The sequence below is a fragment of the Kitasatospora sp. NPDC101157 genome (assembly GCF_044768255.1).
In the GTDB taxonomy this organism is placed as follows: domain Bacteria; phylum Actinomycetota; class Actinomycetes; order Streptomycetales; family Streptomycetaceae; genus Kitasatospora.
Genome location: NZ_JBIWPL010000042.1, coordinates 1 through 25,663, shown reverse-complemented (window position 1 = coordinate 25,663; position 25,663 = coordinate 1). Strand labels below are relative to the sequence as shown.

20 protein-coding genes are annotated in these 25,663 nt (G+C 74.7%); 4 read left to right on the top strand and 16 right to left on the bottom strand.

Translation table 11 applies throughout. From position 1 onward, the window contains the following. Positions 1-45: 45 nt before the first annotated feature. The 6 genes from ACIRVF_RS40840 to ACIRVF_RS40815 form a co-directional block, all read right to left on the bottom strand. Complete coding sequence (locus ACIRVF_RS40840) at positions 46-1,341, bottom strand: hypothetical protein (RefSeq protein WP_402829761.1); 1,296 nt, start codon at positions 1,339-1,341, stop codon at positions 46-48. Between the two features lie 83 nt (positions 1,342-1,424). Continuing rightward, positions 1,425-1,958 (bottom strand): SigE family RNA polymerase sigma factor, encoded by a 534-nt coding sequence (locus ACIRVF_RS40835; RefSeq protein WP_402829779.1) that lies wholly within the window; start codon positions 1,956-1,958, stop codon positions 1,425-1,427. 97 nt (positions 1,959-2,055) lie between these two features. Beyond that, on the bottom strand, positions 2,056-3,324 hold the full coding sequence (locus ACIRVF_RS40830) for a S8 family serine peptidase (RefSeq protein ID WP_402829759.1): 1,269 nt from the start codon (positions 3,322-3,324) through the stop codon (positions 2,056-2,058). A gap of 106 nt (positions 3,325-3,430) precedes the next feature. Continuing rightward, positions 3,431-3,721 carry a WXG100 family type VII secretion target gene (locus tag ACIRVF_RS40825; RefSeq protein ID WP_402829757.1) on the bottom strand — a complete coding sequence of 97 codons (291 nt, stop codon included), beginning with the start codon at positions 3,719-3,721 and terminating at the stop codon, positions 3,431-3,433. A gap of 95 nt (positions 3,722-3,816) precedes the next feature. Then, positions 3,817-4,119, bottom strand: coding sequence for a WXG100 family type VII secretion target (locus ACIRVF_RS40820; RefSeq protein WP_402829755.1), 303 nt, complete (start codon positions 4,117-4,119; stop codon positions 3,817-3,819). A 181-nt stretch (positions 4,120-4,300) separates the two neighbouring features. After that, the gene (locus tag ACIRVF_RS40815) at positions 4,301-6,034 is read right to left on the bottom strand and encodes a type VII secretion protein EccB (RefSeq protein WP_402829754.1); all 1,734 of its coding nucleotides are present in this window, start codon (positions 6,032-6,034) and stop codon (positions 4,301-4,303) included. 354 nt (positions 6,035-6,388) lie between these two features. Here ACIRVF_RS40815 and eccE point away from each other — a divergent pair, with 354 nt between their 5' ends. From eccE to ACIRVF_RS40800, 3 genes are all read left to right on the top strand, one after another. Continuing rightward, entirely contained in the window at positions 6,389-7,642 is a 1,254-nt protein-coding gene (gene eccE / locus ACIRVF_RS40810) for a type VII secretion protein EccE (protein ID WP_402829752.1), read from the top strand. Next, positions 7,642-8,409, top strand: coding sequence for a hypothetical protein (locus ACIRVF_RS40805; protein WP_402829751.1), 768 nt, complete (start codon positions 7,642-7,644; stop codon positions 8,407-8,409). Before eccE ends, ACIRVF_RS40805 begins: the two co-directional genes overlap by 1 nt. Before the next feature lie 130 nt (positions 8,410-8,539). Continuing rightward, complete coding sequence (locus ACIRVF_RS40800; RefSeq protein WP_402829750.1) at positions 8,540-10,762, top strand: MinD/ParA family protein; 2,223 nt, start codon at positions 8,540-8,542, stop codon at positions 10,760-10,762. Positions 10,763-10,817: 55 nt separating this feature from the next. Here the strand turns inward: ACIRVF_RS40800 and ACIRVF_RS40795 are convergent, their stop codons facing one another. The 10 genes from ACIRVF_RS40795 to rimP form a co-directional block, all read right to left on the bottom strand. Next, on the bottom strand, positions 10,818-11,762 hold the full coding sequence (locus ACIRVF_RS40795; protein ID WP_402829748.1) for a bifunctional riboflavin kinase/FAD synthetase: 945 nt from the start codon (positions 11,760-11,762) through the stop codon (positions 10,818-10,820). A 65-nt stretch (positions 11,763-11,827) separates the two neighbouring features. After that, positions 11,828-15,499, bottom strand: coding sequence for a serine protease (locus ACIRVF_RS40790; protein WP_402829745.1), 3,672 nt, complete (start codon positions 15,497-15,499; stop codon positions 11,828-11,830). Positions 15,500-15,711: 212 nt separating this feature from the next. Beyond that, positions 15,712-16,641: a tRNA pseudouridine(55) synthase TruB gene (truB, locus tag ACIRVF_RS40785; RefSeq protein WP_402829743.1), complete on the bottom strand. Its 930-nt coding sequence runs from the start codon at positions 16,639-16,641 to the stop codon at positions 15,712-15,714. A 46-nt stretch (positions 16,642-16,687) separates the two neighbouring features. Beyond that, positions 16,688-17,791, bottom strand: a complete 1,104-nt coding sequence (locus tag ACIRVF_RS40780; protein ID WP_402829741.1) for a bifunctional oligoribonuclease/PAP phosphatase NrnA — start codon at positions 17,789-17,791, stop codon at positions 16,688-16,690. A 2-nt stretch (positions 17,792-17,793) separates the two neighbouring features. After that, the gene (rbfA, locus tag ACIRVF_RS40775; protein WP_380420808.1) at positions 17,794-18,237 is read right to left on the bottom strand and encodes a 30S ribosome-binding factor RbfA; all 444 of its coding nucleotides are present in this window, start codon (positions 18,235-18,237) and stop codon (positions 17,794-17,796) included. A gap of 153 nt (positions 18,238-18,390) precedes the next feature. Further along, positions 18,391-18,687, bottom strand: coding sequence for a DUF503 domain-containing protein (locus ACIRVF_RS40770; RefSeq protein ID WP_030289887.1), 297 nt, complete (start codon positions 18,685-18,687; stop codon positions 18,391-18,393). A 167-nt stretch (positions 18,688-18,854) separates the two neighbouring features. After that, positions 18,855-21,986, bottom strand: coding sequence for a translation initiation factor IF-2 (infB, locus tag ACIRVF_RS40765; RefSeq protein ID WP_402829738.1), 3,132 nt, complete (start codon positions 21,984-21,986; stop codon positions 18,855-18,857). Between the two features lie 214 nt (positions 21,987-22,200). Next, positions 22,201-22,461, bottom strand: coding sequence for a YlxR family protein (locus ACIRVF_RS40760; RefSeq protein WP_402829736.1), 261 nt, complete (start codon positions 22,459-22,461; stop codon positions 22,201-22,203). A gap of 128 nt (positions 22,462-22,589) precedes the next feature. Then, positions 22,590-23,609: a transcription termination factor NusA gene (nusA, locus tag ACIRVF_RS40755; protein ID WP_402829733.1), complete on the bottom strand. Its 1,020-nt coding sequence runs from the start codon at positions 23,607-23,609 to the stop codon at positions 22,590-22,592. A 53-nt stretch (positions 23,610-23,662) separates the two neighbouring features. After that, a complete protein-coding gene (gene rimP, locus ACIRVF_RS40750; protein WP_402829732.1) occupies positions 23,663-24,202 on the bottom strand; it encodes a ribosome maturation factor RimP in 540 nt (179 codons plus the stop codon). 291 nt (positions 24,203-24,493) lie between these two features. Between rimP and ACIRVF_RS40745 the strand changes: the two genes are divergently transcribed. Further along, entirely contained in the window at positions 24,494-25,429 is a 936-nt protein-coding gene (locus tag ACIRVF_RS40745; RefSeq protein ID WP_402829777.1) for a ferritin-like domain-containing protein, read from the top strand. The last annotated feature ends 234 nt before the right edge of the window (positions 25,430-25,663 follow it).

Below are 25,663 nucleotides of genomic sequence, written 5' to 3'. Positions count from 1 at the left end.
GGCCGCCCCCCCCCCCCCCCGCGCCCCCCCGCCACTCCGTGAGCGCTACTTCTTGAGCTTCCACACCGGGGCGGCCGCGATCGCCTGCATCTGGTCGTCGGTCAGCACCGGCGTCTTGCGGGTCGCCGGGGTCTTCTGGGTGCCGCTGTTGAACGAGCTGATCACCACCCGCAGACCGTCCGGGTGCAGGGTGTCGACGGTCCACATGCCCGGGTTGCCGCCCTCCTTGCGGACCACCACCTTGGTGCCGTCCGGCAGCGTCCGGGCGTCGCCGAACAGACCCCCCGAGTCCCGCCCACCGCTCCAGTCCTGCACGTTGAGCTGCACCAGGGACTTGCCCTTGCCGTCGTCGAGCACGAAGTTGGCGTAGCCGGAGCCGTCGCCGGCGGTCTCCGTCTCGGTCAGCCCCTTCGGCAGCAGCTCGGCGGTGGTCTCCAGGATCTCCCGCGCGCTGTACCCCTTGCCGGTGTCCGGCAGCTTCACCGGCTTCGGCTCCGGGATCGCGGCGATGACCTGGTCCCACGACTTGTCGGTGACGATCGCCCTGAGCTGGTCCGGCGACAGCGGCGGGGTCGGCCGGCTGTCCGGCGCGCCCTTCTCGGCCGGGGAGTTCCACTCGGACAGCTCGATCTGCCGGCCGTCCTTGCCGATCAGCTTGGCGTCCCACCACTTGGTGGAGACGTGCTTGTCCGGGTACTCGTAGCCCTGGAAGACGGTCAGCGAACCGCCGCCCGGCAGGCTGCTCGCGGTGCAGGCGTCGTACGGCACCAGCTTCTTGTCCGGGCAGGTGTTCTGCGCCCGGTTGGGGTCGTTCGGCGCCAGGCGGGTCAGCGAGATGCCCATCGCAGCCTTGCCCTGGCCGTCGTCGAAGATCAGGGTGGCACCCGCGTTGCCCCCGCCGCCCGGCTTGCCGGGGGCGGGCTCGGTGCCGGTGCCCGTGCCGTCGGTGACCTGGCCCTTGGGCAGCAGGGCCTGGAAGGCGGCCAGCACCTCGGGGCCGGTGACCGCCTTGGCGCTGGGCGTGCCGGCCGAGGCCGGGGTCACGGCCGGGCCGGAGGCCGTCGAGCCGGACGCCGCACCGCCGGACGCCGCGGCCACCGTGGCGGTGCCGCCGGACGCCGCACCCTTGCCGGTCAGGTACACCGTGCCGGTGCCCACCAGGGCCAGCGCGGCGGCACCGCCCACCACCGCGGCGGCCGAGCGGCGGCGCCAGCGGCGACGGCCGCGCTGGTACCCGCCCGCGACCATCCCGGGCTGGTCGGCCTGGTCGGGGCGGAAGCCCTCACCCGTGCGGGTGATGGCATAGAGAAGATCGTCTTCGAACTTGTCCGGCTCGGACATGGCGGATCACCGTCTCCTTGCGTCGCGGAAGGCCAGAGAAAGAAGGGGGCGGACAGGGGGGCGTTCTCGCCGCGCCGGACGTTTCAGCGGGCGGCGAGTTCGGCCAGCGAGTCGCCGAGCAGGGTGCGCAGCCGGGCCAGCGCCCGGGTGGTCCTGGTCCGGACCGCGCCGGAGGACAGCCGCAGCACCTCGGCGGTCTCCTCGACGCTGCGGTCCTCCCAGTAGCGCAGCACCAGGACGGCCCGGTCCTTCGCCGACATCCGCCCGAGCGCGTCGAGCAGGGTCAGCCGCAGACTGCTGTCCGCGTCGTGCCCCGCCCGCTCCGGCAGGGTCTCGGTCGGGCGCTCGCCGCTGGAACGGCGGCGCTGCTGGGCGATGAAGGTGCGCACCATCACCGTGTGGGTGTAGGCCGCCGGGTTCTCGATCCGGTTCCGGCCGCCGGTGAAGGCGCTGCGCCGCCAGAGCACGTACATCCGGCTGAGGGCCTCCTGCACGAGGTCCTCGGCGTAGTGGGTGTCGCCGCTGGTGAGCAGACAGGCCGAGCGGTAGAGGTGGCCGGTGCGGCTGGAGACGAGTTCCAGGAACTCGGCGTCCTTGGCCTCGCGGCCACCCCTCATCCACCCCATCGCCCGCCGCTCCCCCGCGTCCGTGTGCCCCTGACACCTGATGGATGCGGTGAACGGGCGCCGGCGTTACAGGCGTTCCGGGGATTTCTCAGTCGGCGGACTTGCGGCGGTGGTCGCGCAGCACCACGCCCCCGCCGATCAGCAGGGCCACCAGCAGCGCGCCCGCGCCGACCACGTACGTGGCGGTGCGGCCGTCCCGGTCGGCCTGGGTCTCGCCGAGGCCGACCGGCGCCGGCACGATCGGGGCGGAGGCCAGCTGCACCGGGGCGTCCGGGACGGCCTCGGACGGCGGGTTCTCGGGCGCCTTGGTGACGGCCTTGACCGGGTCCACCACGCCCCAGCCGATGAACTCGTTGGGGCCGCGCTCGGTGCGCTGGGCGCTCTGCTCGATCCAGGCCCGCACCTGGGCCGGCGTCCAGTCCGGGTGGGCGCCGACCAGCAGGGCGGCGAGCCCGGCGACGTACGGGGCGGCGAAGCTGGTGCCGTTGTCCACGCACTGGCCGCCGCCGGGCACCGTCGAGAGCATCTCGACGCCGGGCGCGGCGACCTTCACGAAGGAGCCGTACTGCGAGAACGGCGCGCGCTCGTTGTTGCGGTCGGAGGCGCCCACGGACAGCACGGTCGGGAAGGCGCCCGGGTAGGTGTCGCCCTCCTTGCCGTCGTTGCCGCTGGAGGCGACCACCACGATGTCGGCGTCCTCGGCCGCCTGGATCGCGGTCCTGAGCTCCTGGTAGCCGCCGAAGTGGGCGTCGCCCGCGCCGCGCACGTCCTGGGAGATGTTGATGACCCTGATCAGGGACGTCTTCGGGCCCTTGTTCTTGATGACGTCGTTGTTGTTCTTGACGACGTCGTTGATGGCCGCGGTGAGGCTGGAGACGTCGCCGTTGCCCTCGCTGTCGTTCTGCCGGATCGCGTAGATCCTGGCATCGGGGGCCAGTCCGACGAAGCCGGTCCGGTCGCTGCGGCCCGCCGCGATGATGCCGGCCACCTTGGTGCCGTGACCGACGGTGTCGTTCTTGGAGGTGCCCTCGACCGGCTTGTTGTTCTGCTTGTCGACCAGCAGGCTGGGGCCCGCGTCCACCTTGCCGGCCAGCTGCGGGTTGCCGTCGTCCACGCCGGTGTCGATGACCGCGACCCGCACGCCGCTGCCGGTGGTCCTCCCGCCCTGCCACAACTCGTCCAGCAGCAGCCGCTGGAGGGACCACGGCACGGTCTGCACGTCGGGCGCGGGCCTGGGGCAGTCACCGGCGGAGGCCAGCCCGGGCCCGTCCGCGTACGCCGGGGCGGTCAGCGGGCCGCCCAGCACCACGAGCGCGGCCAGCGCCGCGGCCGTCCTACGGAACCCGCGTCCGGACACCCTGCCACCCCTCATGTTCTCCACCCCGTGCCGCACCACGCGCCGAAGGGCGGGTGCCCGGAAGCCCGGGTACCCGCCCCTGTCGTTCCCGTCCGGGAACGGTCGATCAGCCCCAGAGACCGGCGTTCTTCTTCTCGGTCTGCTGGTAGCTCTGCGCGGCGCTCTCCAGCGAGCTGGAGATCTTGGCGCAGGTGTCCTTCAGGTTCTGGGCGGAGCTGTCCCACTTGGCCTGCTGGGCGTTGTAACCCTGCTGGGCCTGGCCCTGCCAGCCCTGGGAGATCTTGACGACCTCCTTGCGCAGGTCGGACAGCATGCTCTCGATCTTGTTGGCCGAGTTCTGCACGTCCTGCGACGCCTGGTGCAGGGTCTGGAAGTTGACGAGAATGTGGTCGGACACAATGTCTCCTTGACGAGGATGCGGAGCACCCGGCACTCAGCCGCGGGCGCCCCGGCGGGCGGACGGTCGGAACAGAGTGGTGATCAGCTCGGCGATCAGCCCTGCGGGCCGAACAGCGCCTTCTGCTCCTCTTCGGCGCTCGCGTAGTGCTTGGTGGTCAGCTCGATCGCGTGCTTGATCGCGGTCAGCGATTCCTTCAGCTTCTTGACGTCCTCGTTGACCTGCGTCTGCAGGGACTTGTAGGCGTCGGCCGCCTGGCCCTTCCAGCCGCTGGTGATGTTGTCGACCGTCGTCTGGAGCGCCGAGCGCTCCTGCTCGATCTGGCCGATCGCCGTCTCGATCTTGCCGGCGAAGTCCATCATCTCCTGTGCGGTCACCGTGAACTGGCCGTCACTCATGCTCCACCATCCCCCATGAGACAAACATTGTGTGTACGGAGGGCCCCAGGGCCCTGCCGCCGCATCACCCGTGTGATGTCGAGCAGCACTGTAGTCGGCACACGCAACTCACCCAACATCGAGCGCTGAGTAGTTACCAGACCATGACACTGGGACCAATTCCTTTGCAGGGCCCGCCCGGTCAGGCGTTCTGCGGCTGCGCGGCGCTCTTCGCGGTCAGCGGCGGACCGGCCGGGACCAGGTTCGACCACTCCTTCGGTACCGGCAGCGGCTGGACGTTCTGGTAACCCAATCGTGCCTGGTTACCGCCGGGTTGGTCGTCCGGGTTCTGGGTCGGCTGGCCTCCGGAACCGGGGTTCGGGGCGCTCTGCTGCGGGACCGGCGTCTTCGCGGCGCCGCTCGCACCCGGCGTCGGGCCGGGGCCGTGGCCGCCGTCGCTGTTGGCCGGGACGGAGTAGCGCAGGCCGGTCTCGGTGATCAGGAAGTCGCTGCCGGAGCCGTCGGGCGCACCGGAGTTGGCCCCGGCCGCACCGGCACCCGGCTGGTTGCCGCCGGGCTGGTTGCCGCCGCCCGCGTTGTCCACCGCCCGGTAGAACAGGCCGTGGCCGGGCGTCACGTACGCCGCCCCCGCGCCGTTGTTGTACGCCGCCGGGTAGGACGTCCCGGCCCAGACGCTGCGCTTGGGCGTGCGCCCGTCCTCGGCCATGCCGTCGTAGGTGCTGCAGACGACCAGCCTGGGGTCCTGGCGGTCCTGCCAGTTGTTCACCGGCGCACCGGACTTCAGCGGCCAGTCGTCCGGGGTGTCGGGCAGCTTCACGTCGGTGTTGAACCTCGACTGGTCGTCCGGGGTCATGTCGTCGCTGCGCGGCCGCTTGTCCTGGTCGTACTTGTAGAGCACCTGGTAGGCCGGGTTCTGCCGGATCAGCTCCGCCTGGAACGGGGTGATCAGGAAGAGGCTGTCCTTGCCGACCACGTAGTTGCGGTCCTGGTAGTGCACCAGCCGGCCGATCCGGCGGTCCGCCGCGTTGCCCAGGTTCACCCCGGAGTTGGCGCCCTGGGTGTCCGTCATCCCCTTGACGTCCGGGAAGGCGATCGGGCTGGCGTTCACCAGGGTGTCCAGCCACTCCCGCTTGACCCGCTGCGGCACCGCGTTGGGCCCGAAGACCGCGGTGATCAGCGCCTTGCGCTCCTTGTCGTCCGACTTCGGGCCGATCACGTGCTTGCGGCCCTGCGCGTCGACCAGGAACACCGGCGCGGCGCCCCCTGCGGACTGGCCCGAGGTGGTCGAGACCTGCTGCTCGTCCGCCTGCTGCACCAGCATCAGCTGGTCCGGGCCGAGCATCCGGTCCTTGGCGGAGAGCGCCGCCGCGTCCGGGCCGGCCGCCACGAACACCGCCTGGTTGACGGTCTCCCGCTTGTCGTCCGAGCCCGGCCGGTCGCAGACCGCCCACTTCATCGCCTGGCTGGCGTGGTCCTTGCTCGGCAACTTGTCGGGGGCGTACGGGATCCCGATGGTCGGGCCGTGGTTGGGGTAGCGGTCCAGCACGGCGTCGTCCACCACGACGACCTTGGCGTCCGCCGGCAGCACCAGCCGCGCCGAGGACATGTTGAGCACCTGGTGCAGCCGCTTGGTCTTGCCGTCCGGATCCGTCAGCACCACGTAGCGGGTGGTCGACTGCTTGCCCTGGATGATGTTCTTGCCGTTGTCCCACTGCAGCGGCGCGGCGGGCTTGAACACCCCCCAGAGGCCGAACCCGGCCACCACCACCGCCCCGACCAGCACGCTCGGCAGCACCGCCTTCACCGGGCGCGGCGCGTCCTCGTCGCTGCCACCGCCGGAGGGCAGCAGGAACGCCCCCACCGTGCGTTTGCGCGCGAAGGTGTACGCGTTCAGCTCGTCCCGGCGCGATGCCATCCTCGTCGTCCCCCTCTGTCAGACGTGTGCCAGACGTGGTCGGCCTCCCGTCGGCCCGACCGGCCCCGTGGTCCGCACCCGCCGGGCGGGATCCGGCCCGAACCCTCTACGATGCGGCAGCAGACGGTGAGTACGGTACGGGTACGGTCCGCGAACCAGCCAGCCGGGCCGCGACAACGGATCAGAGAGGGCCACCGGGGGATGCCAAGCCAGACCGCTCCAGAACGCCGCGGCACCGCGGGCGGCGGGAGGTCGCGCCGGTCCGGACGGGCCCGACGCGGCGGCCCGCCCGCCGAGGCCGCGGCCGTCCGCCCACCGACGGCGGGCGGCGCCGGCGGTGCCGTCCAGGTGCGCGTGAACCCCCGACCCGGGCTGCTCGGCGGCCGGTTGAAGCTCCAGCAGATCGTCCTGGTCGAGGTCGCGGCCGCCCTGGTCGCGGTCGGCTGGACGATCAGCCGCCCGGTCGCGGCCGGCTTCGGCGCGGTCTCGCTGGTCCTGCTGGTGCTGGCGGTCGTCCCGCTGCGCGGCCGCACCATCCCGGAGCTGCTGCGGGTGCGATCCGCCCTCAAGTCCCGCCGCAAGCAGGCGAAGACGCTGCTTCCGCCACCCGGAACCGACCCGGCCCTGGCGCCCGCGCTGGAGCTCGAACCCGGGCTGCGCACCTGCACCCACGCCACCGAGGCCGACTTCGGCGGCCGCCCCGTCCGCCGGGAGACCGGCATGGTCGGCGACGGCACCTTCCTCAGCTCGGTGCTGCTCGTCCAGGCCAAGGACCAGCCGCTGCGCCCGGTGCGCACCGCGCTGCCGCTGCCGCTGGACGTCATCTGCTCGGCGCTCACCGTGGACGACATCACCCTGGAGTCGGTGCAGCTGGTCCAGCACACCCAGCCCGCCCCGGCCCCGCACCTGCCCGAGCAGTCGCTGGCCGCCCGCGCCTACCGCGAACTGCCGGACGGCACCTCCACCCCCGGACTGCGGCTGACCTGGGTCGCCCTCAAGCTCGACCCGGAGCGCGCGGCCACCGCCGTCCGGGCCCGCGGCGGCGGCGAGGAGGGCGCCCGCAAGGCGCTCCAGCGGGTCACCGACCAGCTGGCCGGGCGGCTCAACAGCGCCGGGTTCAACGCCACCGTGCTGGACGAGCGCGAGCTGATCGCCGCCCTGGCCATCGCCACCTGCGCCAACCCGATCGCGGTGGCCGGGCGCCAGGGCACCGGCAGCGGCGGCGGCACCACCCGCCGCACCCAGGAGGGCAACCGCTTCTGGCGGATCGACGACCGCTGGCACAGCACGTACTGGATCTCCCGCTGGCCGCAGCTCGGCCGGCCCGGCGGCGCCCCCGGCCGGATCGGCGCACCGGACCTGGTCAACCTGATCACCGGCTCCCCCGCGCTGGCCAGCACCTTCAGCCTCACCGCCGGGCACGGCACCGGCGGCTCGGTGACCGTCAGCGGGCACCTGCGGGTGACCGGGCGCAGCGAGAGCGAGGTCGGCCAGGTCGGCCGCCAGGTGGAGGCCCGGGCGCAGAGCACCGGCCTCGGCCTGGTTCGGCTCGACCTCGAACAGGCCCCCGGCATGCTCGCGACCCTGCCGCTGGGAGGAGCGTCCTGATGGCGTACCAGACCTATCCGGCCCCCGGCCCGCAGCCCGGCGCCGAGCAGCGGCGCACCAGGCCGCGGATCCTGCCCGGCTTCGGCCTGCGCGGACCGCGCCGGGAGAAGCACGTGCTGGAGGCCGCCGACCTCTCCGCACTGGCCTTCCCGGTCGGTGACGACGGCGTGGTGATCGGGGTCGACCCGCAGGGACTGCCCGCGGTACTCGGCCTGTTCCGCCCCAGCTCGTACGACCTGGTGCTGGTCGGTGGCATCTGGACGGCGCAGGTCATCGCGCTGCGGGCGGCCGCGATCGGCGCCCGGGTCGCGGTGGAGACTGCCCGCGCGCAGCTCTGGGGCCCGATGGCGCAGGCCGCCGGTGGCGGCCAGCCGTGTGTGACGATCCACCAGGTCGGGCGGCTCGGACCGCAGGGCGCCTCGGTGGCCTCGCCGGTCCTGGTGGTGCGCGACCTCGGCGCCCGACCGCCGCGCAGCCGGCTCTCCGCCGCGCCCTGGCAGACCACCCTGACCCTGCTGCCCTACCTGGGGCCGAACGCCTCCCGGGTGCTCAACGCGGCCGACCTGGTCGGTGTGCAGCGGATCTCCCCGCAGGAGGCGGAGCTGACCGGCCGGGTGCTCTCCCTGCCGCCGGAGGACGTGGCCGCGCTGCCCACCCTCGGCGACGACCTGACCCTGTGGGCCACCCGGATGCGGCGTCAGTACGTCCGGGCAGTGGCCGGACAGGCCGAACAGCAGGTGCTCGGAGGCCCGCGCCGGATGGACTGAGGGGCGCGTCCGGGCCGGTCGATCCCGGTCCGGAACCGAAGCCGCCTTCAACAGGGGCAGCCGAACGGCCTAGTCTTTGTTGCGGCAACGGCACCGCTGAACAAGCGGCGGCGAACACGAGGGAGCCCTAGTGAGCAGCGATCGGGACGGCGTCTACGTCGGCGACAACGCGGCGGAGGACGACGACGACTGGTCCGACGCGCCCGATTACACTCCCCCGTCCTGGTACGTGCAGTCGGATCCGGCGGCGGCGCCGGCGGGCGAGCCGGCGGGTTCGGGGGACGTCCCGGCCGCAGCTCCTGTTCCGGCTCCGGCTCCGGCGGCGGAGCAGGCGCCCGCGCCCGCGGCCCAGCCGCAGGCCGGGGTGCCCGCGCAGGGCTCGGCCCAGGTTCCCGCCCAGGCTCCGGCTCCGGCTCCGGCGGCCGAGTCGGGCGCGGCGCCCGCACCGGTTCCGCCCGCCCCGCCCGTCCAGGCCGAGGCGCAGCACGTGCCGTTCCCGTCGGCGGCCCCTGCCCCGGCTCCTGCCTCCACCCCAGCCCCCGCCCCGGCCGTGACGCCGGAGCAGCCGCAGGCCCCCGCCGCTGCGACCTGGCCGCCGGCCGCGGAGGCCCCGGCGCAGCCGTACCCGGCACCCGCGCCGCAGCCGGCGCAGTCCGTTCCGCCGCAGAACTTCGCACAGCCGCCGGCCCAGCAGCAGCCCGGCCGGCCGGCGCCGCAGGACCCGCAGCCCGGGTGGGACCCGCAGGCCGCCTGGGCCGCCCAGCCGCAGCCGGGCCAGCCCGCGCAGCCCGTCCAGCAGCAGCCCGCACCGCCGGTCCAGCAGCAGTCCGCGCCGCCGGTCCAGCAGCAGTCCGCGCCGCCCGTCCAGCAGCAGGCCGCGCCGCCCGTCCAGCAGCAGGCCGGCCCGGTGGACCCGCGGCAGGGCGGCTGGCCGCAGCCCGGCGCGTACCCGCCGCCGGCCGCGCCCCAGCCCGGTCAGCACCTCCAGCCAGGTCACCCCGGTCAGCCCGGTCAGCCCGTGCAGCCGGCCCAGCCGCAGCCGCCGGGCCCCGCACAGCCCTGGCCGCCGCAGGGCGCCGCCGCGCCGCAGCCCGCAGCGTTCCAGCAGGCCGCCGCCCCGCAGCAGACCGCGCACGGCGCCCCGCTCGGCTACACCGCCGCCGTCGAGCTGTCCTCGGACCGGCTGCTGCGCAGCCAGCCCAAGCAGCAGCGCCAGCAGCCGCGGTTCCAGTTCGGCGGCAAGGCCGCGGCGGCCGAGAAGGCCCGCAAGCTGGAGATCATCCGCACCCCGGTGCTGAGCTGCTACCGGATCGCCGTGATCAGCCTCAAGGGCGGGGTCGGCAAGACCACGACCACCACCGCGCTCGGCGCGACCCTGGCCAGCGAGCGCCAGGACAAGGTGATCGCGATCGACGCCAACCCGGACGCCGGGACCCTGGGCCGCCGGGTCAAGCGCCAGACCGGCGCGACCATCCGCGACCTGGTGACGGCGATCCCGCACCTGCGCAGCTACATGGACATCCGTCAGTTCACCTCGCAGGACCTGAACTCGGGCCTGGAGATCCTGGCGAACGACGTCGACCCGGCGGTCTCGACCACCTTCAACGACTCGGACTACCGCCAGGTCATCGAGGTGCTGGGCCGCCAGTACCCGATCATCCTGACCGACTCCGGCACCGGCCTGCTGTACAGCGCGATGCGCGGGGTGCTGGACCTCGCCGACCAGCTGATCATCGTCTCCACGCCCAGCGTGGACGGTGCCTCCAGCGCCTCGACCACCCTGGACTGGCTCTCCGCGCACGGCTACGCCGACCTGGTGCAGCGCAGCATCACGGTGGTCTCCGGGGTGCGCGAGACCAGCAAGATGATCAAGATCGAGGACATCGTCGCGCACTTCCAGACCCGCTGCCGCGGCGTCGTCGTGGTGCCCTTCGACGAGAGCCTGGCGGCCGGCGCCGAGGTCAACCTGGACATGATGCGGCCCAAGGTCCGCGAGGCGTACTTCGAACTGGCCACCCTGGTCGGCGAGGACATCGTCCGGGCCCAGCAGGCGGCCGCCCAGCAGGCCGGCTGGCAGCAGCAGGCGCAGGCCGGCTACCAGCAGGGCCCGCCCCAGCCGTACGCCGACCCGCAGCAGCAGGCCCCCCAGCCGGCGCCCGGCGCACCGTGGGGGGCGCAGCCCGGCCAGCCCGCGCCCCCGCCCGGCTACGGCTGGCCGCAGCCGCAGCCCCAGCCGTACGCCGACCCGCAGCAGCAGGCCCCCCAGCCCCCGCCGCCGCCCGGCTACGGCTACCCGTCCCAGCAGACGCCGCCGGGCTACGGTTACCCGCCGCAGCAGCCGCCCCAGCAGTAGGACGACGAAGGGCCCGCCAGGAGTCGGCGGGCCCTCGGCGGTTCTGCGTCGGCCGTCAGCCGGCGTCGGTCAGCTCACGCGCGCGCTTGACGTCGTCGGCCATCCGGTCGAGCAGCGCCTCGATGGAGTCGAACTTCTCCATCCCGCGCAGATAGGCCAGGAAGTCCACGGCCACGTGCAGCCCGTACAGGTCCAGGCCGACCCGGTCGATGGCGTACGCCTCGACGGTGCGGGCGGTGCCGTCGAAGGTCGGGTTGGTGCCGACCGAGATCGCGGCCGGCATCCGCTCGCCCTGGGCGGTCAGCCAGCCCGCGTACACGCCGTCGGCCGGGACGGCGCTGTGCGGCACGGTCTCCACGTTGGCGGTCGGGTAGCCCAGCTCGCGGCCGCGCTGCGCGCCGCGCACCACCACGCCCTCGACCCGGTGCGGGCGGCCGAGCACCTCGTTGGCGCCGGTCATGTCCCCGGTCTCGACCAGGCGGCGGGTCAGGCTGGAGGAGAACGGCTCGCCGTCCCCGGCGGTGCCGCACACCTGGAGGTCCACCACCTCGACCTCGAAGTCGTCCGCCCGGCCCAGCTCGGTGAGCAGCGCGACGTCCCCCGCCGCCCGGTGCCCGAAGCGGAAGTTGGGGCCCTCGATGACGACCCGGGCGCGCAGCGCGTCCGCCAGCACCTGCTGGACGAAGGTCTCCGGGGCCTCCTTGGAGAACTCGGTGGTGAAGGGCAGCACCAGCACCGCGTCCACGCCGAGTTCGGCGATCAGCTCGGCCCGGCGCGGGTGCGGCGCGAGCAGCGGCGGGTGGCTGCCCGGGCGGATCACCTCGCGCGGGTGCGGGTCGAAGGTCACCACGACCGACGGCAGGCCGAGTTCGCGGGCCCGCTCGACCGCCCGTCCGATGATCAACTGGTGCCCGCGGTGCACCCCGTCGAACGAACCGATGGTGACGACGCTGCGTCCCCAGTCAGCGGGGATCTCCTCCAGGCCACGCCAGCGCTGCACCCGACTGCTCCTCGTTCCGTACGGTGCGTACCCTCGGTACGCTCAGACGCTCAAAACCCGAACCCCTATAGCGTGCCATGCGCCTGCCCCGGCTCAGGCACCGGAATGGGGGTTGAGCGCACCGGTGCGCGCGGGGTCCGCGCCGGGGTGCTCCGCTCGGCCTCGGCGGCGGCGTACTGCGGGTCCCGTCCGGCGGTCACCAGGGCCCGCATCCGGGCCAGCCGGGGGCCGTCGGGCGCGGTCGGCGCGGCGTCGCCCGGCCACTGGGCGAGCAACTGGGCGAAGGCCGCGGAGCGCCCGGCGCAGCGCACCAGCAGGTCGTCGGCGTCGGCCAGCCCGGGGGTCGCCCGGGCCAGCACGGCGCGGGCCCGGGCGGGGTTCTCGGCCGCGCAGTGCTCGGCGAGGCCTTCCACGGCGGCGGTGAGCACCGCCCGGTCGGTCTCCGTGGCGAGCAGGGCGTCCAGCAGCTCGCAGCGCAGCGCGTCCGCCGCCGGGTCGGCCACCGGGGCGGACAGCACCTCGGCGAACGGCCGACGGACCGCCGCCGTCCGGGCGGCCAGCGCGGCGCCCAGCAGCACCCGCAGCTCCAGCCGGGCGGTCGGCCCGTCGGTCACGGGCTGCCGCAGGCGCCGGCCGAGGTAGTCGACGGCGACCGGCCCGGCCAGCTCCGGCTGCTCGCGCAGCAGCCGGGCGGCCAGTTCGGCGCCCCGCCGGGCGGCGACCGGGGCGCGGGCGTCGGCGAGCACCCGCAGGGTCTCGGCGGGGGCCGCGCCGGGGGACGCCAGCCGGTCGGCGAGCGCGGCCAGGACGGGCTCCGGGTCGCTCTCCAGGGCCGGGGCCAGCGCGTACGGGGTGAGGAAGGCGTCGCCGCCCGACCGGTGGAGGGCGAGGGCGGCGTCCAGGTGCCCGGCCCGGGTCACCGGGTCGGCGACCAGCAGGGCCAGGGCGGCGCCGTGCAGGCCCGGTTCGTCCTCGCGGGCGAGCAGGGTCAGCGCGCTGTACCGCAGCAGTTCGGCCCCGGCCCCGCCGGCGTACGGGGCGGTCCGCAACCCGTGCACGGCGGCCGCCACGTGCCGTTCGGGCCGCCGGTCGTGGCTCCAGCGGTCCACCGCGCGGCAGAGCGCGGACGGCTCCTCGGCGGCGAGCACGGAGAGCAGGGCGTCCGCCCTGGGGTGCGCGGCCTCGGCCAGTGCGTCGGCCAACTCGTCCAGGGCCAGCCACCGGTGGGCGTACAGCAGGTCCTGGGCGAGGTCGGCGACCGTGACGCCCGGGCGGCCTGACAGTCCGCCCGGGTCGTCGAACCAGGCGCAGAGCAGCGGGAACACCGCGACCGGGTCGGCGCGCAGCCGCTGCGCGACCGCGCCCAGGAAGCGCTGCTCGGGGCCGTCGGCGGCCACCAGACGGCGCAGCAGGGCGAGTTCGGTCTCGACGGGCAGGCCGAGGCCGGTCCAGAACTCCGGACCGAAGCGGCCCGGACCGCCGAGCGCCGCACCGCCGAGCGCCGTACCGCCGGGCGCTTGCCCCTCCGACGCCTGCCCGCCGCCCGCGCCGGCCGCCCGTTCGGCGATCCGGCCGGCCAACTGGTCGAGCAGCGCCCGGTGTTCGACCGGATCGGGGCTGGCGGCGAGTCCGGCGGTGAGCAACCGGGCCGCCCACCAGGCGGGTTCGCTGCCCGGCGGGCGCAGGTCGAGCGCGCGCCAGATCCGGTGCAGCCACGGGTCGAGAGCGGGCGCGCCCCAGGTCTCGGCGACCCGGCGCAGCGCGGCGGCGACCGGGCCGATCCGGTGCCGGGGGACGGCCGATCCGGAGCACTCGGGCCCGGGCGGGGTGTCCTCGGCCTCGCCGAGCAGCATCCGCAGCGCCGCGTCCAGGTCCAGGTGCCGGCCCTGCAGCCAGTCGGCGAACTCCCCGTGGGCGAAGCGGAATCCGGGCCCGGCGGGGACGAACAGCCCTTCGGCGAGCACGGCCGTGGCCCAGCCGCCGTCGACCGGGAACAGTTCCTCGAAGGCCTCCCGGCCCAGCGTGCCCGGCTCCTCGCCGAGCATCCGCCGGGCCGCCTCGTGCACCCGCCCGGCCACCGCCGCCGCGAGCCGGCGCACCCGCAGCCGGCGCGGTCCGGCGGGCCGGGCGGTGCCCCGGCGGTGCGCGCCGGGGCGGCGCGGCCGGCCGTCCTCGGCGAGGCGCTGGGCCACCCGCAGGCAGCGCAGGTCCAGATGGGCGCCGAACAGGTCGCCGCGCCGCGCCGGCCCGTCGTGCAGGCCCTCGGCCCACAGTTCCCCGGCCAGCCGTACCGCCAGTGGGTGCCGGGCGTCCTCGGCGGCGGCCGGGCGGCCCGGCGGCAGCCCGTAGCGGCGGCGCACCCGCTCGGCCGCCTCGGCGGGCAGCGGGCCCAGTCGCTGCCCGGCCAGGGTCGGTGCGCCGGGGCCCGCGCCGTCCATCCGGACGGTGGGCGCGCCGGCCAGTTCGCCGTCCCGTCCCGGTTCCGCCGGACGGGGGATGCCAGGAGTGCCGCTGCCCCACGGCTCGGCCGCCAGCCGTTCCCAGACCTCCTCGCCGCAGGCCGTCAGCAGGCGGGCCCCGCAGCCGGTCAGCCACTGCCCGGCGCCGCGCAGCCAGCGCGGGGCCAGGTCGGCCGGGGCCTCCTCGGGGCCGTCCAGGAGCACCAGCAGCGGCCGTCCGGCCGCCGCGCACAGGACCGCCACCGGTTCCGGCGCGGGCGCCGGGACGCCCAGTTCTGCCGCGGCGGCGGCCAGTGCCCGTTCGACCGGTTCGGCGAGCGAGCGGTCCTCGGCGCGCAGGTCCGCGCCGCGCAGCCACAGGGTGGGCAGCGGCCGGGCGCCGCCGGAGCGGCGGACGGCGAGCGCGGCCAGTTCGGTGGAGCGCCCGCTGCCGGGGGCGCCGACCAGGACGGTGACGGTCGCCTCCGGCTCGTCGGTGGCGAGCCCGTCCGGCCGGTCCACCCGGTCGGCGGCCAGCCCGGCCACCCGGTCGGGGCCGGCCCCGGCGGCGGCCAGCTGGGAGGCGGCCAGCCGCAGCACCCCGGCCAGGTTCAGCGCGGGCCCGTAGCCGGGCACCGCCGCCGCGTTGCGCGCCAGCAGCCCCGCCAGCGCCTCCGCGACCACCGCCCCGCCCCCGACCGTGACCGCCGGCAACGCCCCACCCCCGACCGTGGCCGCCGGCAGCGCCCCACCCCCGACCGTGGCCGCCGGCAGCGCCCCACCCCGCAGGGCCGGCGCGGCCAGCGCCACCACGGCCCCGCTGCGGGCGTCCAGCACCGGCGAGCCGGCCGGCACCACGACCCCGCCCACCGGCGGGACGTCCAGCACCAGCACCCCGGCGAGCCGGTGCCCGCCGTACGCGGCGCCGGTGACGCCCAGCAGCCCGCAGCGCAGCTCGACCGCCCGGCCGTCCTCCCCGGTGAGCGCGGGCAGCAGCACCTCGTGCCCGGCGCCCACCGCCGCGACCGGCAGCGGCGGCACCGGCAGCCCGCCGAGCGCGTCGGTGCGCAGCAGGGCGAGCCCGTGCTCGGGCAGCGGCAGCACCGCGTCGGGGCCGAGCACCCGGGTCTGCCCGCCGGGAGTGTGCAGCACCACCCGGTCCAGGCCGGCCACGGCCTCGTGCGCGGTGAGCACCCCGCCCTGCGGGTCGGCGAGGAACCCTAAGCCGTGCAGCCGCCCGTTGAGGTCGCGGATCCGCAGCAGGTACCGCCCCGGATCGGTCTCCGCAAACCCCGGCATGAACGCCCCCTCGACCTCGCCCGGGCCCGTCGCCCGCTCGACGCCGGGAGCCTGCCCGCCGGGGCGGCGCCCCCACCGCCCCCGCGCCGCTCACCACGGTCGTTCACCTCGTGCGCTCCCCCGGGCGGGTGATGCCACCCGTTCGGGCGAAGGACCCGCAAAGGTGAACCCCCGCGGGATTCCCGACGGGGGTTCACACACGAACGACCGGCTCAGCCGACGAAGACCGCGACCGGCTTCGCCTGCCCGCCCGTCTCCTCGACCAGCGCGAGGAAGCGCCCGTCCGGCCCGAACACCGCGATCGGGCCGTCCACCCCGAGCCCGGGCGCCTTCAGCCGGGCGCCGTGGGACAGCTTCTGCGCGGAGTCCTCGTCCAGGTCCCAGCGTGGGAAGGCGGCCGCCGCGGCCTGCGCGATCGGCAGCACCTCCAGCGGCGCGGCGGGCTCGGCCGTCACGGCGGCCTCCAGCTGCTCCAGGGTGTGCGCCGACTCCACCCCGTACGGCCCGACCTTGGTGCGCCGCAGCGCGGTCAGGTGTCCGCCGACGCCCAGCCCGGCGCCCAGGTCGCGGGCCAGCGCCCGGATGTAGGTGCCGGAGGAGCACTCGACGGTGACGTCGAGGTCGATCACCGGCGTCCCGTCCTCGGCGACGACCGCGCGCTGCTCGTGCACGGTGAAGGAGTGGATCGTGGTCGGCCGGGCCGCGAGCTCGAAGTCCTCGCCCTCGCGCACCCGGGCGTACGACCGCTTGCCGTCGATCTTGATCGCGCTGACCTTGGACGGCACCTGCATGATCTCGCCGGTGAGCGCGGCGATCCCGGCGTCGATCGCCTCCCGGGTGACGCCCTGCGCCGGGGTCGAGGCGGTGACCTCGCCCTCGCGGTCGTCGGTCACGGTGGTCTGGCCGAGCCGGATGGTCGCCTCGTAGGTCTTGGCGGTCAGCATCAGGTGGCCGAGCAGCCGGGTGGCCCGCTCGACGCCGATCACCAGCACGCCGGTGGCCATCGGGTCCAGCGTGCCGGCGTGCCCGACCTTCCTGGTCCCGGCCAGCCACCGCATCTTGGCGACGACGCCGTGGGAGGTGATGCCCTCGGGCTTGTCGACGATCACCAGGCCGTCCGGGCCGGTGCCTTTGCGCTTCATCGAGTTCTTTCTCTGGGACGTGCGGGAGGTGCTCAGGACAGCATGGTCAACGGAGGGGCCGCAACGCACCCCGGAACCGCTCCACCACCGCGTCGACGTCCTCCCGGGCACTGAACCCGGCCGCGAACACGTGCCCGCCGCCGCCCAGTTCGGCGCAGGCGGCGGCCACGTCGACCGCGCCCTTGGAACGGGAGGAACCGCGCAGGGTGCCGTCCGGGTCCTGCTTGAGCACCAGCGCCACCTCGGCCTCGGCCGGCCGGCGCAGGACGTCGATCAGCCCCTCGATCTCCTCGACGGTGACGCTGAACAGCGCCAGGTCCTGGTACGGCACCCAGGTCCACACCAGGCCCAGCCCGTCGGCCGCGTCCGGCTCGTAGACGGCCCGGTCCAGCGCGGCCGCGAGCACCTTGAGGTAGCCGAAGGAGGAGGTGTCCCACAGCTGCCGGGAGATCAGGTCGTGCCGGATGCCGGTGGCCAGCAGCCGTCCGGCGAGTTCGTGGGTCGCGGGCGTGGTGGCCCGGTACTTGAAGGAGCCGGTGTCGGTGGCGACCCCGGTGTACAGACAGGTGGCCAGGGCCTGGTCGAGTTCGACGCCGAGCCGGCGCAACAGCTCGTCCACGAGCACGGCGGTGGCCGGCGCGGACGGGTCGATCAGCTGGTGGGTGCCGAAGCCCGGGTTGGAGGCGTGGTGGTCGAACACCACCAGGACGGGCGCGGCGAAGGCCTTGTCGTGCAGCAGGCCCAGCCGGCTCTGCGCGGCGACGTCGAAGCAGAGCACCAGCTCGGGCACGTCCGGCACCTCGGCGGCGGGCACGATCAGCTCCTGACCGGGCAGGAAGGCCAGCGACTCCGGCACGATCTGCGGGTCGTCGCCGAAGGACACCCGCACCTGCTTGCCCAGCGCGCGCAGCGCCAGGGCGGCCGCCAGCGAGGAGCCCAGCGCGTCGCCGTCCGGGCAGATGTGGCAGATCAGGTCGATCGAACGGGCCCGCCCGATCTCCGCCACCACCTGCTGCCAGACCAGCTCGAAGCCGCTCTCCTCGGCGCGCGGCCCCGGGAGCGCCGCGAGGGCACCCTCCACCGTGCTGGTGGAGGACGCCCCCGTGGTCGTTCCGGCTCGCGAGGCGGCCTGCGCCGGCTCACCCGCCATGACTACTCGTCCTCGTCGTCACGCTCGGACGCCGGCACCCGGTACGGGTCCGCGTCGCCGGCGTAGGTCGCCCCCGCGGCCTGGGTGCGGACGGCGGCGTCGGAGGTGCGGGCCCGGTCGAGCAGGTCGTCGATGTTCCGGGCGTTCTCCGGCAGCGCGTCCGCGACGAAGGTCAGCGACGGGGTGAAACGCACCCCGGTCTGCTTGCCGACCTCGGAGCGGAGCACGCCCTTGGCGCTCTCCAGCGCGGCCGCGGTGGCCTCGCGCTCGGTCTCGTCGCCGAAGACGGTGTAGAAGACGGTGGCCTCGCGCAGGTCGCCGGTCACCCTGGTGTCGGTGATGGTCACGAACCCCAGTCGCGGGTCCTTGATCCGCCGTTCCAGGGTCTGGGCGACGACCACCTGGATGCGGTCGGCGAGCTTGCGCGCCCTTGCGGTGTCGGTCACGTTGCCTCCTCGTGCAGTGGGCCCGGTACCCGGGCGAGCTGCGCACCCGTCGGGGCCCACGCCCCAAAGTACCGGCCCGCGCCCGGCCTTGCGGGCGCTCTCGGTCCTGATCTGTGTGAGAACGGCGACTTCCGCCGGCCGGCTCCACAGCTCTCATTCGTCGTCGTCGTTGTGGTAGCGCCTCCTCGCGGAGAGGAGCTGCACCTCGGGGCGGCCGGCGACCAACCGCTCACAGCTGTCCAGGACCTCGGTGACGTACCCGGCTTCGCCGGAGACGACCGCCAGGCCGATCTCGGCCCGGCGGTGCAGGTCCTGGTTCCCGGTCTCGGCAGCGCACACGCTGTACTTGCGCTGCAGTTCGGCCACGATGGGCCGCACGATCGAACGCTTCTCCTTGAGCGAGTGGACGTCGCCCAGCAGCAGGTCGAAGGTGAGTGTTCCCACGAACATGTGTGACAGGTCTCGCCGACCTGGAAGGCCTCGGGGAAGGCGCGGCCCGGACCGGGCCCGCGCCGGGACCGTCGGAAGCTGACTTCCGAACACTCCGGACCCTACACAGCGAGACCGGGGCCGGTCGACGGAAATACCATCCGTCGACCGGCCCCGGCTGACACCGACTAGGCGCGCGGCTTCTCGCGCATCTCGTAGGTCTCGATGATGTCCTCGACCTTGATGTCGTTGAACGACCCCAGGGTGACACCGGCCTCGAAGCCCTCGCGGACCTCGGTCGCGTCGTCCTTGAAGCGGCGCAGACCCTCGATCGAGAGGTTCTCCGCCACGACCTTGCCGTCGCGCAGCAGGCGGGCCTTGGCGTTGCGGCGGATGACACCGTCGCGGACCAGGACACCGGCGATGTTGCCGAACTTGGAGGAGCGGAAGACCTCGCGGATCTCCGCGGCGCCGAGGCGCACCTCCTCGTACTCCGGCTTGAGCATGCCCTTGAGGGCGTTCTCGATCTCCTCGATCGCCTGGTAGATGACCGAGTAGTACCGGACGTCCACGCCTTCCTTCTCGGCCGCCGCACGCGCACGGCCTTCGGCGCGCACGTTGAAGCCGATGATGATGGCGTCCGAGCCCATCGCCAGGTCCACATCGGACTCGGTGATGGCACCCACACCGCGGTGCAGGACCCGGAGCTCGACCTCCTCGCCCACGTCCAGCTTGACGAGGGCGTCCTCAAGGGCCTCGACCGAACCGGAGACGTCACCCTTGATGATGAGGTTGAGCTGCTCGATGGAGCCGGCGGCGATGGCCTTGTCCAGGTCCTCCAGGGACACCCGGACCCGACGCTGCGCGAAGGCGGCGTTGCGGTCGCGGGCCGAGCGCTTCTCGGCGATCTGGCGGGCGGTGCGGTCCTCGTCGACGACGATGAAGCTGTCGCCGGCGCGGGGCACCGAGGTCAGACCGAGCAGCAGGACCGGACGGGACGGACCGGCCTCGCTGAGGTTGTTGCCGTTCTCGTCCAGCATCGCGCGGACGCGGCCGTAGGCGTCGCCCACGACGATCGAGTCACCGACGCGGAGGGTACCGCGCTGGACCAGGACGGTCGCCATGGCGCCGCGGCCCTTGTCCAGGTGGGCTTCGATCGCAATACCCTGCGCGTCCTGGTCGGGGTTGGCCCGCAGGTCGAGCGAGGCGTCCGCGGTCAGGACCACGGCCTCCAGCAGCTGGTCGATGTGCAGACCCTGGCGCGCGGAGATGTCGACGAACATGGTGTCGCCGCCGTACTCCTCGGCCACCAGGCCGAACTCGGTCAGCTGGCCGCGGACCTTGGTCGGGTCGGCGCCCTCGACGTCGATCTTGTTGACGGCGACCACGATGGGCACACCGGCGGCCTTGGCGTGGTTAAGCGCCTCGACCGTCTGCGGCATGACACCGTCGTTGGCCGCGACCACCAGGATCGCGATGTCGGTGGACTTGGCACCACGGGCACGCATGGCGGAGAACGCCTCGTGACCCGGGGTGTCGAGGAAGGTGATCGGGCGCTGCTCGCCGTTCACCTCGGTGACGACCTGGTAGGCACCGATGTGCTGGGTGATGCCACCGGCCTCGCCGGCCACCACGTTGGACTTGCGGATCGCGTCCAGCAGTCGGGTCTTACCGTGGTCGACGTGACCCATGACGGTGACGACCGGCGGACGCGGGGCCAGCTGGTCCTCGTCGCCCTCGTTGGCACCGAAGTCGATGTCGAACGACTCCAGCAGCTCGCGGTCCTCGTCGTCCCGGCTGACGATCTCCAGCTGGAAGCCCATCTCGTCGGCCAGCAGCTGCAGCGTGGCGTCGGAGACCGACTGGGTCGCGGTGACCATCTCACCGAGGTTGAACATCACCGAGACGAGCGCGGCCGGGTTGGCGTTGATCTTCTCCGCGAAGTCCATCAGCGAGGCGCCGCTCGACAGGCGAACGGTCTGGCCGTTGCCGCGCGGCAGCATCACACCGCCGACGGACGGGGCCTGCATGGCCTCGTACTCCTGGCGCTTCGCCCGCTTCGACTTGCGACCGCGCGCCGGGCGACCGCCCGGGCCACGACCGAAGGCGCCCTGCGTGCCACCACGGGCACCCGGGCCGCCGGGACGACCGCCGAAGCCACCGGGACGCGGGCCGAAGCCGCCGCCACCACCCGGGGCACCGCCACCGGGACGCGGGCCGCCGAAGCCACCGCCACCGGCCGGGCGCGAGCCCGGACCGGCCGGACGGCCCTGGAAGCCGGGACGGGCACCGCCGGCACCCGGACCACCCGGACGACCGCCGGGGCCACCCGGACCACGGCCACCCGGACCCGGACGCGGGCCGGCCGGACGCTGCGGCATCATGCCCGGGTTCGGACGCGGCATGCCGGACGGGGTCGGCCCGCCGGGACGCGGCGCGGCCGGACGCGGCATGCCGTCGGGACGGGGGGCACCACCGGGACGCGGGGCACCGGCACCCGGCGCACCGGCCGGACGCGGACGGTCGCCACCGGGACGCGGGGCACCGGCACCCGGCGCACCGGCCGGACGCGGACGGTCGCCGCCCGGACGCGGGGCACCGGCACCCGGCGCACCGGCCGGACGCGGACGGTCGCCACCGGGACGCGGACGGTCGCCCTGCGCACCCGGAGCACCCGGACGGGCACCCGGCGCGCCGGGACGGCGGTCGCCGGGGCGGGCCATACCGGTCGCGCTGCCCGAGGTGAACGGGTTGTTGCCCGGACGCGGGCCGGCCGGACGCGGGCCCGGACGGGCGCCGCCACCGGCCTGGCCGGCCGGGCGCGGGGCCTGGGCAGCCGGACGCGGGGCGTCACCGGCCGGAGCCGGCGAGGAGAACTCGGCCGCGGGAGCGGCCGGGGCCGCCGGGGCGGCGGGACGCGCGGCCGGGCGCGGGCCCGGGGTCGGCGCACCCGGACGGGCCGCGGCGGGAGCGGCCGGAGCCGCGGGGGCGGCCGGAGCGGCGGGAGCCGCGGCGGCCGGGGTCGGACGGGGACCAGGGGTCGCGCCAGGGCGCGGACCCGGGGTCGGGGCACCCGGCTTGGGTGCACCCGCGGCACCTGCCGCGGGCTGGGGCGCCGCGGTCTTCCGCGGGCCCGGCTTGGCAGCGCCACCACCGGTGGGGGCCACACCAAGCGCGTCAGTCAGCTTGCGCACGACCGGCGCCTCGATCGTCGAGGACGCCGAACGGACGAACTCACCGAGCTCGGTGAGCTTGGCCATGACGGCCTTGCTCTCCAAGCCAAGCTCCTTGGCGAGTTCGTAAACCCGGACCTTAGCCACTTCACTCCTGTCTATGAGTCCGGGGGTCTCGTCCGCCGGACTGTCGCTACTTCATGGGCGTACCCATCGCGTACTCATCGCGTACTCATCGAGTGCTCATCGCAATCTCGACCTACTTCCACATCGCGAGGTACCTGACTGGTGGCACGGCGCGCGGCTGCCCGAGCGCTGTGCTTGTTGCGGTGGTTCTCTCCGCCGCGGTGAGCGGCGGCCGTCACGGGAGGCGGTCCGCCCCAGGGGCTCCGCCGACCCGCTCCTCGATGAACTCGCGGAGCCGCTCCGTGTCGAGCGCCCCCTGGAGCCGGAAGGCCCGGGGGAACGCCCGACGGCGGACCGCGAGGTCGAGGCAGGCCGGGTCGAGGTGCAGGTGAGCGCCCCGGCCCGGCAGTGCGCCACGGGGATCGGGGACGCAGACGCCCTCGACCGCCGTGACACGCAACAGCTGGTGCTTGGCCGCTCGCTTGCGGCAGCCCACGCAGGTGCGTTCCGGGCGTGCTCGGACATGCGTCCGGCCAGACGAAGGCAAGTCTACCCCTCCGAAGCGACATGGCGCCGCCCCACTGATCCCGGAGGACCGGCGGGGACCGCCAGGAACAACACTGACTACTGCGCCGCGGCCCCGCCGTTTTCGTGCTGGGGCTCCGCCTGCCCCTCGGTGTCCGGCCGGATGTCGATCCGCCACCCGGTGAGACGTGCGGCCAGACGGGCGTTCTGCCCCTCCTTGCCGATCGCCAGGGACAGCTGGTAGTCCGGCACGATCACCCGTGCGGAGCGCTGGGCGGCGTCCACGATCTCCACGCTGGTCACCCGGGCGGGGGACAGCGCGGCCGCGACCATCTCGCGCGGGTCCTCGGACCAGTCGACGATGTCGATCTTCTCGCCGTGCAGCTCACCCATCACGGCGCGCACCCGGGAGCCCATCGGACCGATGCAGGCGCCCTTGGCGTTCAGCCCGGCCCGGCGCGACCAGACCGCGATCTTGGTGCGGTGGCCGGCCTCGCGGGCGATCGCCGCGATCTCCACGCTGCCGTCCGCGATCTCCGGGACCTCCAGCGCGAACAGCTTCTTCACCAGGCTGGGGTGGGTGCGCGACAGCGTCACCGACGGCCCGCGGACACCGCGGCGCACCGCCACGACGTAGCACTTCAGCCGGGTGCCGTGCCGGTAGTCCTCGCCCGGGACCTGCTCCTGCGGCGGCAGGATGGCCTCCAGCTTGCCGATGTCGACCAGCACGTTCTTCGGGTCGTTGCCCTGCTGGACGACACCGGTGACGATGTCGCCCTCCTTGCCCGCGTACTCGCCGAAGGTCTGGTCGTCGGCGGCGTCGCGCAGGCGCTGCATCATCACCTGGATGCCGATGCTGGACGCGATCCGGCCGAAGCCGTTCGGGGTGTCGTCGAACTCCTTCGGCTCGACGCCCTCGTCCAGCTCCGCCGGGTCCTCGGTGGCCCACACGGTCACGTGGCCGCTCTTGCGGTCCAGGTGCACCCGGGCGCGGCGGCGCGAGCCCTCGGTGCGGTGGTACGCGGTGAGGAGGGCGGACTCGATGGACTCGACCAGCAGGTCGAAGGGGATGTTCTTCTCGTTGACCAGCGTGCGCAGGGCACTCATGTCGATGTCCACGGCTACGCCTCCTCGTCTTTCGTCACGTTCATGATGGTCGTACGGCGGCCGGCTCACTCGGCGCCGTCGTCCCCCTCGTCGAAGTCGGCGGCCTCGTCCAGGAGCTGCTCGTCGTCCTTGCGGTTGAACTCCACCTGGACCCGCGCCCGGGCCACCTCGGCGTACGCCAGACGGCGCTCCTTCGGACGGCCGCGCCCCTTCACCGGCTGCACCTCGACCAGCGCACCGTCCTCGTCCGCCTCCAGCACCCGGGCGACGATCTCCCCGCCGTCGACCAGGTGGATCTTGGCCAGCCGGCCCTCGGCGCGCTGCCAGTGCCGGGGCAGCACCAGCGGACGCTCCGCACCCGGCGAGCCGACCTCCAGCAGGTACGGCTCCTCGCCCATCACGTCCGAGGCGTCCAGGGCCTCACCGACCACCCGGCTGAACTCGGCGATGGTGTCCATGTCCACGCCGCCGTCGGTGTCGACGTCGATCTGCACCTGCCGGCGGTTGCCCGCCTTGGTGACCTTGACGTCCTCCAGGTCCAGTCCGGCCTGCGCGGCCAGCGGCTCCAGCAACGCGCGCAGCCGGTCGGTGTGGGTGGTGCTCATCCGGGTGGACTCCTCGGCCGCGTCTGCTGTTGTCAGAGGTCGCCCCGCGCCCTCCGCGCCCCTCGGGCGCACTCCGGGTCACGGCAGCTCGGCCCAAAGCCTAGCCGGTGAAGCCGCGAACCACCGATTCCGGACCTCCCCCGACCAGCCGGACGCCACCCACTGCGAGCAAGCTCACACCGGCCCACCCGCCGCACCGGACCCCCGCAAACATGGGGATTCTGCGAAGATCGGGCCACCGAGGGCGGACAAGGGGAGGCCGTCCTCCCTACCCGCTCCGGAGTGACCCCGATGCAGCCGCCCAGCCGACGGACCTTCCTGGCCCTCGGACTGATCACCCTCACCACCGCCTGCACCGGCACCGGCGGAACGGACGCCGCCACCAGAGCCCCCACCCCCGACCCGGACGCCCCCATCCGGCTCCGCGCCGTCGCCGCCACCGACACCCTGCTGGCCGTCTACGACGCCCTCCTCGCCGCCCCCGGCGCCCAGACCGCCCTCCTCCAGCCCCTCCGCGCCGAAACCGCCCAGCACCGCGCCGCCCTCGCCCAGGGCCTACCGTCCGCCACCGGCACCCCCACTCCGAGCACCAGCCCCACCGCCGTTCCCACCTCCGCCGCCCTGGCCGCCCTGGAAAGCCGGACCGCCGAATCCCACCTGGCCGACCTCGACACCGCCCGGCCACCCCTCGCCCGCCTGCTCGCCTCGGTCGCCGCCGCCAACGCCCTCCACGCCACCACCCTCGGCGCCCCACCCGACCAACCCGCCCCGACGCCCACCCCCACCACCCCCGGGCCCCCAGCACCCGCCCTCCAGAAGGCCCTGAGCGCCGAACACGCCGCGGTCTACGGCTACGGCGTCGTCGGTGCCCACCTCCCCGACGACCAACAACGCGCCGACGCCCGCACCTACTACGCCGCCCACCAGGCCCAACGCGACACCTGGCAGCGCCTCCTCACCACCCCCGGCACCACCCCCACCCCCGCCGCCGGCGGCTACCGCCTCCCCTTCCCCGTCACCGACGCCCCCACCGCCACCAAACTCGCCGCCCACCTGGAAACCCGGCTCACCACCGTCTACGCCGACCTCGTGGCCGACCTCCCCACCCCCCACCGCCGAACCGCCGCCACCGCCCTCCGCGACTGCACCCTCCGAGCCCACCACTGGGCCGCCCCCACCACCCCCTTCCCCGGCATCCCCGACCCCCTCCCCACCGGCCCCCACTGACCCCCACCCAGGCACACCCCTCCGCCCCCGCACCCGCGCCCGCCCCACGGCGAGAGGCACGCACCGCCGAAGCCCAGGCAGACCCCCCCCCCCGGGGGGGGGGGGGCGCCCCCCCCCCCCCCCCCCCCCCCCCCCCCCCCCCCCGGGGCCCCCCCCCCCCCCCCCCCCCCCCCCCCCCCCCCCCCGCCCCCCCCCCGCGCCCCCCCCCCCCCCCCCCCCCCCCCCGCGCCCCGA

Coding starts and splice junctions, on each gene's coding strand:
- ACIRVF_RS40840 (WP_402829761.1), bottom strand. CDS start 1,341: ATGTCCGAGCCGGACAAGTTCGAAGACGATCTTCTCTATGCCATCACC.
- ACIRVF_RS40835 (WP_402829779.1), bottom strand. CDS start 1,958: ATGAGGGGTGGCCGCGAGGCCAAGGACGCCGAGTTCCTGGAACTCGTC.
- ACIRVF_RS40820 (WP_402829755.1), bottom strand. CDS start 4,119: ATGAGTGACGGCCAGTTCACGGTGACCGCACAGGAGATGATGGACTTC.
- ACIRVF_RS40815 (WP_402829754.1), bottom strand. CDS start 6,034: ATGGCATCGCGCCGGGACGAGCTGAACGCGTACACCTTCGCGCGCAAA.
- ACIRVF_RS40805 (WP_402829751.1), top strand. CDS start 7,642: ATGGCGTACCAGACCTATCCGGCCCCCGGCCCGCAGCCCGGCGCCGAG.
- ACIRVF_RS40790 (WP_402829745.1), bottom strand. CDS start 15,499: ATGCCGGGGTTTGCGGAGACCGATCCGGGGCGGTACCTGCTGCGGATC.
- truB (WP_402829743.1), bottom strand. CDS start 16,641: ATGAAGCGCAAAGGCACCGGCCCGGACGGCCTGGTGATCGTCGACAAG.
- ACIRVF_RS40780 (WP_402829741.1), bottom strand. CDS start 17,791: ATGGCGGGTGAGCCGGCGCAGGCCGCCTCGCGAGCCGGAACGACCACG.
- ACIRVF_RS40770 (WP_030289887.1), bottom strand. CDS start 18,687: ATGTTCGTGGGAACACTCACCTTCGACCTGCTGCTGGGCGACGTCCAC.
- rimP (WP_402829732.1), bottom strand. CDS start 24,202: ATGAGCACCACCCACACCGACCGGCTGCGCGCGTTGCTGGAGCCGCTG.
- ACIRVF_RS40745 (WP_402829777.1), top strand. CDS start 24,494: ATGCAGCCGCCCAGCCGACGGACCTTCCTGGCCCTCGGACTGATCACC.